This is a genomic window from Chryseobacterium sp. MEBOG06 (assembly GCF_021869765.1).
Taxonomy (GTDB): Bacteria; Bacteroidota; Bacteroidia; order Flavobacteriales; family Weeksellaceae; genus Chryseobacterium.
On record NZ_CP084580.1, the window covers coordinates 197018 to 210679 of the forward strand.

General features: G+C 36.1%; 15 protein-coding genes. 13 read left to right on the plus strand and 2 right to left on the minus strand.

Annotated features, from left to right (window positions below; genetic code table 11):
* Window positions 1-5 precede the first annotated feature (5 nt).
* The 4 genes from LF887_RS00845 (at window position 6) to LF887_RS00860 (ending at window position 3495) form a co-directional block, all read left to right on the plus strand.
* Entirely contained in the window at window positions 6-722 is a 717-nt protein-coding gene (locus tag LF887_RS00845) for a polyprenol monophosphomannose synthase (RefSeq protein WP_236856947.1), read from the plus strand.
* Window positions 723-807: 85 nt separating this feature from the next.
* Window positions 808-1176 (plus strand): DUF4296 domain-containing protein, encoded by a 369-nt coding sequence (locus tag LF887_RS00850; RefSeq protein WP_236856948.1) that lies wholly within the window; start codon window positions 808-810, stop codon window positions 1174-1176.
* 68 nt (window positions 1177-1244) lie between these two features.
* Window positions 1245-2375 (plus strand): tRNA guanosine(34) transglycosylase Tgt, encoded by a 1131-nt coding sequence (gene tgt / locus LF887_RS00855; protein ID WP_236856949.1) that lies wholly within the window; start codon window positions 1245-1247, stop codon window positions 2373-2375.
* Window positions 2376-2382: 7 nt separating this feature from the next.
* The gene (locus LF887_RS00860; protein ID WP_236856950.1) at window positions 2383-3495 is read left to right on the plus strand and encodes an LptF/LptG family permease; all 1113 of its coding nucleotides are present in this window, start codon (window positions 2383-2385) and stop codon (window positions 3493-3495) included.
* Here LF887_RS00860 and LF887_RS00865 read toward each other — a convergent pair whose 3' ends face one another.
* Window positions 3496-4212 carry a biotin--[acetyl-CoA-carboxylase] ligase gene (locus LF887_RS00865; protein ID WP_236856951.1) on the minus strand — a complete coding sequence of 239 codons (717 nt, stop codon included), beginning with the start codon at window positions 4210-4212 and terminating at the stop codon, window positions 3496-3498.
* An 87-nt stretch (window positions 4213-4299) separates the two neighbouring features.
* On the opposite strand from LF887_RS00865, the gene rsfS reads away from it, so the two are divergent.
* The 9 genes from rsfS (at window position 4300) to LF887_RS00910 (ending at window position 13248) form a co-directional block, all read left to right on the plus strand.
* Window positions 4300-4668: a ribosome silencing factor gene (gene rsfS / locus LF887_RS00870; protein ID WP_236856952.1), complete on the plus strand. Its 369-nt coding sequence runs from the start codon at window positions 4300-4302 to the stop codon at window positions 4666-4668.
* A gap of 17 nt (window positions 4669-4685) precedes the next feature.
* A complete protein-coding gene (gene ftsH, locus LF887_RS00875; RefSeq protein WP_236856953.1) occupies window positions 4686-6707 on the plus strand; it encodes an ATP-dependent zinc metalloprotease FtsH in 2022 nt (673 codons plus the stop codon).
* A gap of 134 nt (window positions 6708-6841) precedes the next feature.
* Window positions 6842-7423, plus strand: coding sequence for an LUD domain-containing protein (locus LF887_RS00880; RefSeq protein WP_236856954.1), 582 nt, complete (start codon window positions 6842-6844; stop codon window positions 7421-7423).
* Between the two features lie 24 nt (window positions 7424-7447).
* Window positions 7448-8320: a phosphatidate cytidylyltransferase gene (locus LF887_RS00885; RefSeq protein WP_236856955.1), complete on the plus strand. Its 873-nt coding sequence runs from the start codon at window positions 7448-7450 to the stop codon at window positions 8318-8320.
* A 4-nt stretch (window positions 8321-8324) separates the two neighbouring features.
* Entirely contained in the window at window positions 8325-8981 is a 657-nt protein-coding gene (locus tag LF887_RS00890) for a phosphatidylserine decarboxylase family protein (protein ID WP_236856956.1), read from the plus strand.
* Window positions 8982-9427: 446 nt separating this feature from the next.
* The gene (locus tag LF887_RS00895) at window positions 9428-10417 is read left to right on the plus strand and encodes a helix-turn-helix transcriptional regulator (protein ID WP_236856957.1); all 990 of its coding nucleotides are present in this window, start codon (window positions 9428-9430) and stop codon (window positions 10415-10417) included.
* Window positions 10418-10518: 101 nt separating this feature from the next.
* The gene (locus LF887_RS00900) at window positions 10519-10932 is read left to right on the plus strand and encodes a transposase (RefSeq protein ID WP_236856958.1); all 414 of its coding nucleotides are present in this window, start codon (window positions 10519-10521) and stop codon (window positions 10930-10932) included.
* Between the two features lies 1 nt (window position 10933).
* Entirely contained in the window at window positions 10934-11254 is a 321-nt protein-coding gene (locus LF887_RS00905) for a helix-turn-helix domain-containing protein (RefSeq protein WP_236856959.1), read from the plus strand.
* Window positions 11255-11436: 182 nt separating this feature from the next.
* Complete coding sequence (locus LF887_RS00910; protein WP_236856960.1) at window positions 11437-13248, plus strand: hypothetical protein; 1812 nt, start codon at window positions 11437-11439, stop codon at window positions 13246-13248.
* Between the two features lie 49 nt (window positions 13249-13297).
* Here LF887_RS00910 and LF887_RS00915 read toward each other — a convergent pair whose 3' ends face one another.
* Window positions 13298-13645 carry a DUF1801 domain-containing protein gene (locus tag LF887_RS00915; RefSeq protein WP_236856961.1) on the minus strand — a complete coding sequence of 116 codons (348 nt, stop codon included), beginning with the start codon at window positions 13643-13645 and terminating at the stop codon, window positions 13298-13300.
* Window positions 13646-13662: the final 17 nt, after the last annotated feature.

Consider the following 13662-nt stretch of genomic DNA (forward strand, 5'->3'; position numbering starts at 1 on the left):
CTGAAATGAAAAAACTAGTCATTATCCCAACTTATAACGAAAAGGAAAATATTGAAAATATTATTTCCGCGGTTTTTGCATTGGAGGACGACTTTCATATTTTAGTAGTAGATGATACTTCTCCGGATGGAACGGGAGAGCTGGTGAAGGAATTGCAGAAGAGAAATCCGCACTATCTGCACCTGTCCGTAAGACATACAAAAGATGGATTGGGGAAAGCATATATTCATGGATTTAAATGGGCGCTGGAAAACAATTATGATTACATCTTTGAGATGGATGCCGATTTTTCGCATAATCCTAATGACCTTCCCAAACTTTTTGAAGCCTGCCTGAATGCTGATATGGCCATCGGGTCCAGATATTCAAAAGGAGTGAATGTGGTCAACTGGCCTATGGGAAGAGTATTACTTTCTTATTTTGCATCCAAATATGTAAGATTTGTTTTAGGGCTTCCTATTCATGATACTACAGCCGGGTTTGTATGCTTTTCAAGAAAAGTACTGGAAGAAATAGGCCTTGATAATGTAAGGCTGAAAGGATATGGATTTCAGATAGAAATGAAATTCAGAGCTTATAAAAAGAACTTCAAAATTGTAGAAGTACCTATTATATTCACCAACAGAATTTTAGGAGAAAGCAAAATGAATGGAGGGATTATTCATGAAGCCGTATTTGGAGTTTTAAATTTAAAATGGAAATCCATTATCAATAGATTATGAAACACAGCATAGGCAATGCTTCTCATACAGAGGAATATTGATAGGCGAAGCTCTTCAGACTATTAAAAAATATAAAAATAAACTGATGAAAAAACTGATCTTCATTTTCGTTTTGCTGGGACTGGTTTCATGCAGTGATTATATTGATAAGCCTAAAAATCTGATCGATGAAGGGACCATGGCTGATATTATGGCAGATCTTGCGATCAATGATCAGGCAATCTTTATGTATCAGGACAAAAATATGGAAGCTGGGACAAGAGCGGTTCTTACATCTCATCATGTGAAATCTGAAGACTTTATAGAAAGCTTTAAATATTACGTGATTAAAGAAAAAATGGAAGGGATCGCCAACGATGCACAGGAAATATTATTGAAGAAAGATCCCAAAGCAGATAAATACGTAAAGGATAAAATAAAACAGAATGGAAGTATGCCAACTATGGTAAGGTAATTATCAGGCAGAATACTTCTTATTCTACAAAAAACGCAGGTAAAACAGCTGGTTAAAAAAGTATAGAGATGAAATTTTTTAATATAGAAAAAACCTCTGAGGGAAAAGCAAGAGCAGGGGAGATTACCACAGATCACGGGAAGATTCAAACTCCTATTTTTATGCCTGTGGGAACTGTAGCCAGTGTGAAAACAGTTCATCAGAGAGAATTAAAAGAAGACATTAAAGCTCAGATTATTCTGGGAAATACCTATCACCTTTACCTTCGTCCCGGTATGGAAACGATGGAGGCTGCAGGTGGATTACATAAATTCATGAACTGGGATCTTCCGATTCTTACCGATTCCGGAGGTTTTCAGGTTTTTTCATTGGCAAGCAACAGAAAAATGACCGAAGAAGGTGCGAGATTCAAATCTCATATCGATGGAAGTTATCATATGTTTTCTCCGGAAAGATCAATGGAGATCCAAAGACAGATCGGAGCCGATATTTTCATGGCCTTTGATGAATGTACACCATATCCGTGTGAATATAATCAGGCAAAATCATCGATGGAGCTTACCCACCGATGGCTGAAAAGATGTATCGACTGGACGAATGAAAATCCTGAACTTTACGGCTACAAGCAAAGACTTTTCCCAATTGTTCAGGGATCAACATATTCTGATTTAAGAAAAATTTCTGCAGAAGTAATTTCTGAAGCTGGTGCTGAAGGAAATGCTATCGGAGGACTTTCCGTTGGAGAGCCTGAGGAAGAAATGTACAGAATCACTGATGAAGTGACAGATATTCTTCCAAAAGAGAAACCAAGATACCTGATGGGAGTTGGTACTCCATGGAATATTTTAGAATCCATCGGTTTAGGAATCGATATGATGGATTGTGTAATGCCGACAAGAAATGCAAGAAATGCAATGCTTTTCACATGGCAGGGGGTGATGAACCTTAAAAATGAAAAATGGAAGCGCGACTTTTCGCCTCTGGACGAATTTGGAACCAGCTTCGTAGACCGTGAATATTCAAAAGCATATCTTCGCCACTTATTTGTATCAAAAGAATACCTGGCAAAGCAGATTGCTTCAATCCATAACCTTGCATTTTATCTTGATTTGGTAAAAGTTGCAAGAGAACACATTCTTGCAGGAGACTTCTATGAGTGGAAAAATTCTGTAATACCAGTTCTTAGACAAAGACTTTAAGAGAATTATGCTTAAAATTGTAGACAAATATATCATCAAAAAGTACCTTGGAACTTTCAGTTTCATGTTGGTTCTTTTGTCTATAGTCGTACTTGTTATCGATGTTCAGCAGAAGATTCCAAGGATAGAAAATGCGAAGGCCATTGATGCAAAACTTGACCTCACCTATTTTCTGATCCATTTCTATCCTTTTTGGATTGTGAATCTTGTGGTGACATTTCTTTCCATTCTGGTCTTTATTTCGGTGATTTATTTTACATCCAGAATGGCGAATAATACCGAAATTGTAGCTATTATCAGTAGTGGAGCAAGTTTTCACAGGTTTTCAAAACCTTATTTATATACTTCTATTTTAATTGCATTGATGTCCCTTTTGGTGTACCATATGGTTCTTCCTTGGGCGAATATCAAGAAAAATGAACTCGAAGCCTATACCTATAATGCGGCCAATAAAGAAAAGATTTTGGGAACGGCACCTGCCTCTTCGCAGTTGAGCAGAACAGAATATATCTTTGTTGACTCATGGAATAAAAGAGAAAAAAGAGGCTCTAGCTTCGTCTATCAGAAATTTGATAAAGACAGAAGAATGGTATATGAGCTGAAAGCCGGTGATGTATATTGGGATAATGTTAAAAAACAGTTTGTCTTAAATAACTTTTTCGAAAAAACAATCAATAAAGACAATACTGAAAAGCTGAATAACGGCATAGAGCTTAGAAAAAACTATGGACATTCACCCGAAGAACTCTTTCCAAATGAGCTTTTAGGGCAAAATAAAACCACTCCCGAACTTTTAAAATTTATTGAAAGAGAAAGAGCAAGAGGAAACGGAAACCTGAATTCTTATCTGAATGAACTTCATCAAAGAACGTCAATGCCTGTTTCTATTATTATACTGACCTTTTTAGCCCTTTCACTATCCTCTCAAAAGAAAAGAGGAGGACTTGGGGTCAATTTGGCGATAGGAATTTCACTGGCCTTTATCTTCGTGTTTTCATTTGAAGCCTTAAAAGTAGTATCAGAAAATAAGAGTCTGCCTCCTGCATTAGCGATGTGGCTGCCTAACCTCGTATTTCTTCCGCTTACCCTATACCTGTATATCAAAAGAGCAAATCAATAATCAATAAAGGAGTTTTACTTCTTTATGATAAAACGGGCGTAATCCGTCATTTTCGAGTTCGATCCAGAGCTCACCCTTTTCGTCTGCATATCGGATGATGCCATTTTGTCTTTGTTTTCCGATTTCAAAAACTGAGATTTCATTTTTGCGGAAGAGGCTTTTGTTAAAGACTTCCAGTATTTCCTGATCAGATGGTATATTTTTAAGTTTTTCAGACAGATAAGTATGAAAATTGAAAGCGACCTCCTCAAGGTCAAATTGTACCCCAGTTTGAGTTAAAAGCGACCCTGCATTTGATATTTCATCAAATTTATCCTGTAAAATATTAATTCCGGTTCCGATAATGAAATAATTATTTTGATTAATTTTTTTCTTTTCTATTAAAATTCCAACGATTTTTTTACCTTTAAGGATAATATCATTCGGCCATTTAATTCTTACATCAGAATCAGCCAATTTGGCAAGGAAATCCCGGACAATAATTGCGGTATAATAATTGAATATAAAGTCGGAGCACAGAATGTGTTGAGTATTCACTGCCAGCGTATAAGCTAGGTTTTTTCCGGCAGTCTGAGTCCATACATTTCCATACTGACCACGGCCTTTAGTTTGATTAAAAGTATGCAATCCTATAAAATCTGAATTTTCATAAAGTAAAAACTTTGATATTTCGTCATTAGTAGAAGAACATTCGTTCAGATAGAAGAGTTGGCTCATTTAAGAAAACTTTAAGACATTAAGGGGGTAAAAGTAAGGTTAAAGTAAAGAAAAAACAATAAATTTGCAGATTATAGTATTTTTTTAATGAATAAAACAGCAGAAAAACAAGCATTAATAGATAAAATCGTTGAAGCTATCCAGGATGTAAAAGGTGAAGATATCATGATCTTTGATCTTTCCAACATTGAAAACTCCGTGGCAGAAACGTTCGTAATATGTAGTGGTAACTCAAATACGCAGGTTTCGGCATTAGCGGGAAGCGTTGAGAAGAAAGTTAGAAACGACTTAAAAGACAGACCTTGGCACGTTGAAGGAACGGAAAATGCAATGTGGGTACTTGTGGATTACGTTTCCGTGGTAGTTCATATATTTCAGAAAGATGTACGTGAGTACTATGATATAGAAGAGCTTTGGGGTGACGCAGTTATCACCAAAATTGAAAATGAATTGTAAAATTTTAAAAAGTATAAATGAATAATAAAGGATTCAACTGGTTCTTTCCTATTGCAATCATAGCTCTTTTGCTATTCTTTGGCTCCAATTTCCTTGGAGGTGACAGTGCAAAATCTATTGATGAAGATGGTTTCTTTAGAGAAATGCAGGCGGGGAAAGTCCAAAATATAATTATATACAAAGACATAGAGAAAGCTGATGTTTTCCTTACCAAAGAGGCCAAATCGGCAACGGTTGCCAAAACCGCTAAAGAAAATAACCCTCTTTCTGCATTCGAAATGGCTCCTAAAGCAGATTATTCTGTAAAATATGGAGACCTTCAACTTTTCCTTCAGAAATTTGAGCAGATAAAAGCTGAAAATCCGGTGATTAAGACTTCTAAAGATTATGGAACAGGTAAAAGCCCGTTTGCCGATATCTTAGTGTCTGCGTTAATCTGGATCGCCATTTTAGGATTATTCTACTTCCTTCTTTTCAGAAAGATGGGCGGTGGAGGAGGCCCTGGAGGACAAATCTTCTCTATCGGGAAATCTAAAGCAAAGCTTTTTGACGAAAAAGAAAGAATTCAGGTAACATTTAAAGATGTTGCAGGACTGGAAGGTGCTAAAGAAGAAGTTCAGGAAGTCGTTGATTTCTTGAAAAACTCTGAAAAATACACTAAACTTGGAGGTAAGATTCCTAAAGGTGTACTTTTAGTAGGCCCTCCGGGAACAGGTAAAACTCTATTGGCAAAAGCTGTTGCAGGTGAAGCTAAAGTTCCGTTCTTCTCACTTTCAGGTTCTGATTTCGTAGAGATGTTTGTAGGAGTAGGTGCCTCAAGAGTAAGAGACCTTTTTGCACAGGCAAAAGCAAAATCTCCGGCAATTATCTTTATTGATGAGATAGACGCTATCGGACGTGCAAGAGGGAAAAATAACTTCTCAGGCGGAAACGACGAAAGAGAAAATACCCTGAACCAGCTTCTTACGGAAATGGATGGCTTCGGAACAGATGTGAACGTAATTGTTATGGCAGCCACCAACAGAGCAGATATCCTTGATAAGGCTTTGATGAGAGCAGGACGTTTTGACCGTTCCATTTATGTAGACCTTCCGGAATTACATGAAAGAAAAGAAATTTTTGATGTTCACTTGAAAAAAATTAAGCTGGACGATAATGTTGACAGAGATTTCTTGGCCAAACAAACCCCTGGATTCAGTGGAGCAGATATTGCTAACGTTTGTAATGAAGCAGCACTTATTGCTGCAAGATATAACCATACCTCTGTTACAAAACAGGATTTCCTGGATGCTGTAGACAGAATCATCGGAGGTCTTGAAAAGAAAAACATGGCCATCAAGCCATCTGAAAAGAAAAGAGTTGCTTATCATGAGGCAGGTCACGCTACAATCTCCTGGTTGGTAGAGCATGCATCACCTCTTTTAAAAGTAACGATTGTGCCAAGAGGACGTTCTTTAGGTGCAGCATGGTATCTTCCGGAAGAAAGACAGCTTACTACGACAGAACAGATGCTGGACGAAATGTGTGCTACCTTAGGAGGTAGAGCAGCAGAACAGGTGATCTTCAATAATATCTCTACAGGTGCACTTTCTGACCTGGAAACGGTTACTAAGAGAGCACAGGCAATGGTTACGATTTATGGTTTAAGCCCGAATATCGGAAACATCTCTTATTACGACAGCTCAGGCCAGTCTGAATATTCTTTTGGAAAACCTTATTCTGAGGAAACCGCTACTAAAATTGATGTAGAGATTAAGTCAATCATCGAAAATCAGTATGAAAGAGCAGTAAGAATTCTTGATGAAAATAAAGATAAACTTGATGCTTTAGCCAATAAGCTTTTAGAAAAAGAAGTAATCTTCCGTGAAGACCTGGAGGAAATATTCGGAAAGAGAGCATGGGATCCTGAATTGACAGAGAGACCAGTTACCAATACAATTCCGGTAAAAGATATTCCGGGAGCATTGGATATGCCTCAGATCAAAGAGAAAGAAGAAGAAAGCGAAATACAGGCTCCAGAAAGCCCGACACAGCTTTAATACTCTTAAAAATAACTTTAATAAAACCTGACAACTTCAAAATTGTCAGGTTTTTTCATATTTAAACAGATATTTAGGACTCTATTGTAATTTATTTTCTATTTTTGTATAAAGTTGACTAAAAATAGATTAAGTTGAATTTATTCAAGAGGATTGTAAGCAAACTTACCAACCAGCCTGAGGAAGAAGACAAACAGAGCCTGGAGAAGCTTGGGGATTCGCTGAAAAATGCGGATCTTGACTATAAGTTTGCGCAATTATTTACGCATTCGGGGGGATTTTTTAATTATTGTGCAGATGAAGCGGAAGCTCTACAGACTTTAAATCAAATTGTCAAAATAGAAAATATTGGCAATCTTTTTTGCTGGGATAAAGAACTTCAGAACTTTTTGAACGTTGTGAAGACTTCTTATACTTCAGAACTGCAGCCATCTAATGATGCTGCATTTATTACTTGTGAGTATCTCATTGCTTATGATGGCAGGATCATGCTGTCACATAACAATATTCTTCACTATCACTCTTCAAGGCTGCCGGAGAAAATAATCATCATTGCCAATGTTTCTCAGATTGTCAACAATCTGAACGATGCCATGGGGAAAATAAAAAGAAATGGAAATATCAAGAACCTTACTTCCATCAGTGGAAGCCAGTCTAAAATGGACAGTTCTTCCAATTCTAATGTGAAACTGTTTTTATTACTGCTTGAAGATTAAGCACCCACTTCTAAATTTTAAATTTTGGACAAAAATCTCATTCAAAGAACCATTTCCGGTATAGTCTATGTTGCTATCATTATTCTTTGTTCAACTCCCTGGGGAGCACAACTGATCAATAATATCTCTCCCGGCCTTATCAAACAGCAGTATCTTTATCATGCACTGATGTGCCTTCTGCTTATTGTAGGTACCTGGGAGTGTGTAAAGATCATGAAATTCGGAAACGGATATGAAAAATGGGTAGTATATCCATTGGTTATTTTTATATTTTATATTTTTTCAAAACGATACTTCAATCATGATTTCTTTTTTGACTTCAGGTTGAGCGAAATATTAGCATTGGCCCTGATTGGGATTGCTGTGCTTACTTTATTCAAATATCCTAACGAATTATACTTCGACAGCGGGAAGCTGATTTTTACGGTCATTTACGTGGCTCTGCCGTTCAGTTTTGCATTAGGCCTGCCTAAGTTTTCCAGTTATAATGACACTTTTACTTTGGAAGTTCTTTTTCTGTTTATCCTGATATGGAGTAGTGATACTTTTGCTTATCTGGTAGGTAAATTCTTTGGTAAACATAAGATGGCACCCAAGATTTCGCCTAAAAAAACCTGGGAAGGATATATTGGAGGTGTTGTTTTAACGCTGGTTTTATCTTATTTCATAGAACATTATCAGCCGGAGCTTAGAGGAAACTGGATGTTTGTCGGGTTTTTAGTAGCAGCTTTTGCTCCATTAGGCGATTTGGTAGAGAGCCAGCTGAAAAGAAATTTCGGTGCAAAAGACAGCGGAAACATCATTCCGGGGCATGGTGGAGTTTTAGATAGACTGGATAGTTTTATTATCTGCGTTCCTGTCGTATATTTGTACTTTATTTTAGAAAAATTTATTTAGTCTCATGAAATTACATAGAGAATCAAAAGGAACTATTACTGTAGCGACCATACTTTTTATTATATTGGGAGCATTAGCAATTTATTTCCTTAAAATATGGTCCCTGTTGATCATCGTACCTTTGCTGGTTATTTATTGTTTAGTCTTCTGGTTTTTCAGAGTGCCAAACCGTACTATTCTTGACCACAAAGAAAATGTGATCGCTCCGGTGGACGGAAAAGTAGTCATGATCAAAGAAGTGGAAGAGGACGAGTTTATAAAAGGGAAAGCTATTCAGGTTTCTATTTTCATGTCTCCACTGAATGTTCACATCTGCAGGTATCCTGTTTCAGGTGAAGTGATTTATAAAAAGTATCACCCTGGAAAGTATCTTGTAGCATGGCACGAAAAGTCTTCTACAGAAAATGAAAGAACAACAATGGCTGTTCAGACTTTAACCAATCATAAGGTAGTTTTCAGACAGATTGCAGGATATGTGGCAAGAAGGATTGTTTTCTATTGTAATGAAGGAGATAATGCAAAAGCGGGACATGAGTTCGGATTCATCAAATTCGGTTCGAGAATGGACATATTCCTGCCTTTAGATACTGAGATCATCTGTAAGATCGGAGATATTACAAAAGGAGGTTTGGATGTGATTGCCAAATTGAAAGAAAATTAAAATTCTTATTATAGATAAAAGTACAAAGAGAGCTGTAAAGGCTCTCTTTTTTGTTTGATGGATATATGAGTTCATTTGATTGTTTTGAGTTTAATTACGCATGAGTACTATTGCGTATGGGAAGGTTGATGCTTTTCCTGTTTGGATCGATAATTTTGCGGCTTAAAAACACAAGCTAATGCTTTTAATTGATGTGAGGTAAAAGCTTATTAATTTTTATCAAAAATTGTATTTCATTTGATAATTTTAATATTGATTTTTAGTAAATTGTAACTAGAAAAACACCTTAATCATATTCTTTATAATGATAATGCTAAAAAAAGACTGACATATTTCATTATTGTAGGTTTTTATTTGCATAAAAGGCTGTTAATATTGGGAACTTTATGCTTTCAGGAGTACAAATGCCAACTTAAGTTTGTGAAAGAGTAAAAAACAATAACAAGATGATTTATAAGTTTTTCTTTAAGGTGATCAATGACGAAGCTGAGACAATAGATGATTTTGAAAGTAATTATCTGCATCTTATTAACCGCTATCTGCTTTTACTTTTTTTCATATTTCTGTTTTACTCCATCTTTATTATTACTTTTTTTGGAGATATGTTTGTTTCCATATTTCTTACTGTGATTACTTTTTTCTGGTTGTTTCTAATGGCCATAAAAGGAAAGACGAAACGGTTCAGAAAAGTATTGAAAACTGCCATTATCAGTATCTTTGTTTTACTTACCTTTATTGTGAGTTTTTTTAATATTTATACATACAAAAATGCCGGGGTAGAATATTTTTATTTTTGTCTTTTATTTGCTGTTCCATTCTTTTTGAACTATAAAAAAGATGCATTTTCTATCTTCTTCATTACTTTCATGATCAGCATTAATTTTATTGTTTGCCTATACTTTGATTTTGACTTTCTGCCTAAAAGCAGATTTATAGAAAAACAGGACTTTAAAACAATAAAGCTGTTGAATATCTTGTTTTCCATTGCATCTTTCCTGATGGATATCGTTTTTATTGCTCAGAAAGATGTGCTTATAAAAGGGTTGATTACGGATCGGAAAGAGAAGGATTCCACCATTAAAGATCTGATAAAGACGAATGCTGAACTGATGAAACATCAGATGCTGATCAATCATCTCTCAGAGGAAAACATTCAGGAAATTTTGAACCTTGCAGAAGCTAATTCTTCCATGTTTTTTGAAAAATTTCAGGTGTTTTTTCCTCACTTTATCCCGGATATTTTAAAAATAAACCCAAATCTTATTCATTCAGAACTGTATTTCTGTGCGTTGATGAAACTTGATTTTGATACGAAGAAAATAGCACAATGTACCAATAACAGTATCCGTGCTGTAGAAAGTAAAAAATACAGAATACGAAAAAAACTGAATATTTCTTCTGAAGTAAACATCAATAGTTTTCTCATTAAAATTTAGATTTTGGCTACTTTGAGTTTTAATACTTATAAGTAGTGTTGAGTAGTGCTTTATGGTATTTGTTGGCCTGTTGGTCAATAATTTTACCTGAAAATAATGCAATGAATATTAAAAACATCCATATTGGCAGTCTGATCAGATCCAAAGTGGAAGAGTATCAGATCCCGATAGAAAGAATCAGCAGATTTTTAGATAGAGCAGAAGAGGATGTGGAAAAAATGTACAATGAGAAAAGCATTGACACTGAAATTCTGTTGAAATGGTGTAAACTTTTAAAATTTGATTTCTTCAGATTTTATAGCGGACATCTTATTTTGTATGCTCCTCCGTCAAGAGTTGATAACACAGTCAGCGAAAAGAAAAACACAATGGTCTTCAGGAAAAATGTCTATACGCAAGAGGTAAAAGATTTTATACTTGAGAAAATAGCAAATGGTGAGATGACGGCCAATGAAGTTGTTCTACGGTACAAAATTCCCAAAACGACCTTATACAAATGGATGAAAAAAATATAATATGATTCCGGATTACAAACAGATTTATACGGATATTCTTAAGGAAAAGTTTCCTGAGAAATTAATGGATATTACCATTAAGCATCGGCTGGAAAGATTGCATTCGGCTATTGATGTTGTGAATTTTAATCAAATGGTTTTTGGGCAGCCGGAATATGAAGTCGGATTTAATAATCAAAGGCTTCGCTCTTATGATGAAGAATCAATCTTAAAAATTCTCAGCTATCAGAAAAAGAATAAACTTACCAACCTACAGTTGAGCAGCCATTTTAAAATAAGTAGAAATACAGTTACCAAATGGAAAGCTATTTTTAAAATTTGAAGATCAGCCCATCTTTGTATTTGTCCTTTTTAAATAAGTAATTATTAACATTTGTGAGTTTTATTACGCGTGAGTAGCATTGCGTAGGTGGAATTGATTTGTAATTATCTGTGAATGATAACTTTGTGATGGTTAAATGACTTATGTTGAAATTTTAATCATTAAACAATTATAACTTATAAATGATGGAAACAAAATTTACAATCCTCCCGATCAGGGCTTTGCTGATAGCACTGCTCTTTACTTTTGGAAAATCTTATTCGCAGGCCAATAACGGAGCTGTAGGTATTAATACCACTTTCCCCAATTCGAATTCCGTTTTGGATGTAGTTTCAGGAAATAGCAACAAAGGAGTACTGATTCCCAGGCTTACCGAAGCGCAGCGAAATGCGATCACAATCAATCAGTCCAAAGATGATGGTTTGACGATTTACAATACTACTGAAGACTGCTTCAATTACTGGAGCTTAGCAGATAATGAATGGAAAAGTGTCTGCGGGCAGATGGGTAAGGCTGTTTTTACGGTAGACTGTTCTTCTTCCAAAGCAATGGGGAGCTATGTGAAAGGTAAAGAACTTACCAATTCCAATTACCTTAGTATTGCTGTCAATATAACAAAAGTTGGTAATTATACTATTTCCGGAACGACTACAAACGGATATAACTTTTACGGAACAGGAGTATTTCTCAATACAGGAGTACAAACCATACAAATACCAGGACAGGGGATTCCTCTGAATATTCAGACAGATAATATTGCACTTGAAGCTAATGGAACAGTGGTTACCTGTAGTCCTGCAATTTCTATTTCTGTGCTGAGCCCGGCAGCAACTTACACAATGAGCTGCGGAAGTGCAACAGTAAATGGTGTGTATAAGGTGGGAACTACTCTTGCAGTTTCTAATACCATTACGTTACCTGTAAATGTTTCAGCATTGGGTAGCTATACCATTACAACCAACACGGTTGACGGAATTTCCTTTAATGCTTCAGGTACATTTACTGCTACGGGAAATCAGAATATCACTTTGCAGGGGATGGGTACACCTACTTCAACCACTTTAAAAACAATGACCATTACTTCGGACAGTAAGGGAGGAGTTTCCACCACATGTACGGTAAATGTGATTGTAGTTGTTCCAAAGAAAAAGCTTTTAGCCATTGGAACAGCACCAAACGGATGTGGATATAATGTATCGGGGACTTCTCCATCAGGTATGCTGACTAAAGCCGCCGCTAATTTTGGAACATTGGCAAACAGCATCGTAAAATATGAAGGATGGGATCAGATTATAGACGGTACAGACAGCCCGAATGCTACACAGCTGACAAGTTGGACAACGGGAGCCAATCCTGTAGATATTATTGTAATAGGATATGCGTGGGGAATGAATGCTGCGGAAGCACAGGTGCTAAAAAATTATCTGATAAAAGGGGGTGTCATCATTGCTTATTCTGAAAGTAACAGCGGAATGCAGAATCTTTTCAGAAATGTTTTTGACGGATCTGTAAACACCGGAAGTGTAAACAGTGCGGGAGCTGTCTATAAACTACCGCTGACAAATGATGAAATCCTGAATGGTCCTTTTGGAGATATAAGAGGATTGCAATGGGGAGAAGATGCTTCTTCTACAACGTATGCAACTGGCCTGCCTTCAAGCGAAATTACGGTATATTCAGGAGATACCAATATCTCTACTGCTTCACCATCAGGAACGGTAGGCCGTGTAACTGCATTTAAGCATAACACTCTAAACTTCATCTGGGCAGGAGATGGCGGATACAACTCTCAGTGTGGAACAGTTGCTTCTCCAAATACCTCAGATACTATATGCCCTTTCTATGCAGATACGAACTATAAGCCAATTGCTAAACCCAATTATGGAAATGGTGCCACTGCTTATAAAATGAATGTATATAACTCAATATTCTACGCAAATGCTCTTGCCTGGGCAATTAAAAAGGCAGAATTCAACGGAATAAACACACAATGATAAAAGGTTTTTAAAGAAGGCTCCGGTACGATTATTCGTACCGGAGTTTTTATTTTACATATCTTTTAATCTCTTCTGTAAGGCTTAATATAAATTCTACTGGAAGATCTTCTTCCATATCAATGAGAAGAATCTTAAACTTCTTTCTGCCATCCTGGATCAGCTCAGGATAATCGAGTTTGTCACCGTGATAAAAACTCAGGTAATGCTTTTGGTATTTTTTGCTGTAATAGAAATAGCACAGCATTTTCTTTTTATACTTGATAAAAGGAAGCCCGAAGCTAAAGGTTTCTGTAATGTTTTCAGTATCGGATGCCAGGATCTTTTTGCGCAAAAATAAAAGAGTACTTCTTTCAGGTTCTTTAATTCTGTAGAAGTACTCTTGTATAGGATTCATTTTTAATTAAATTAAAA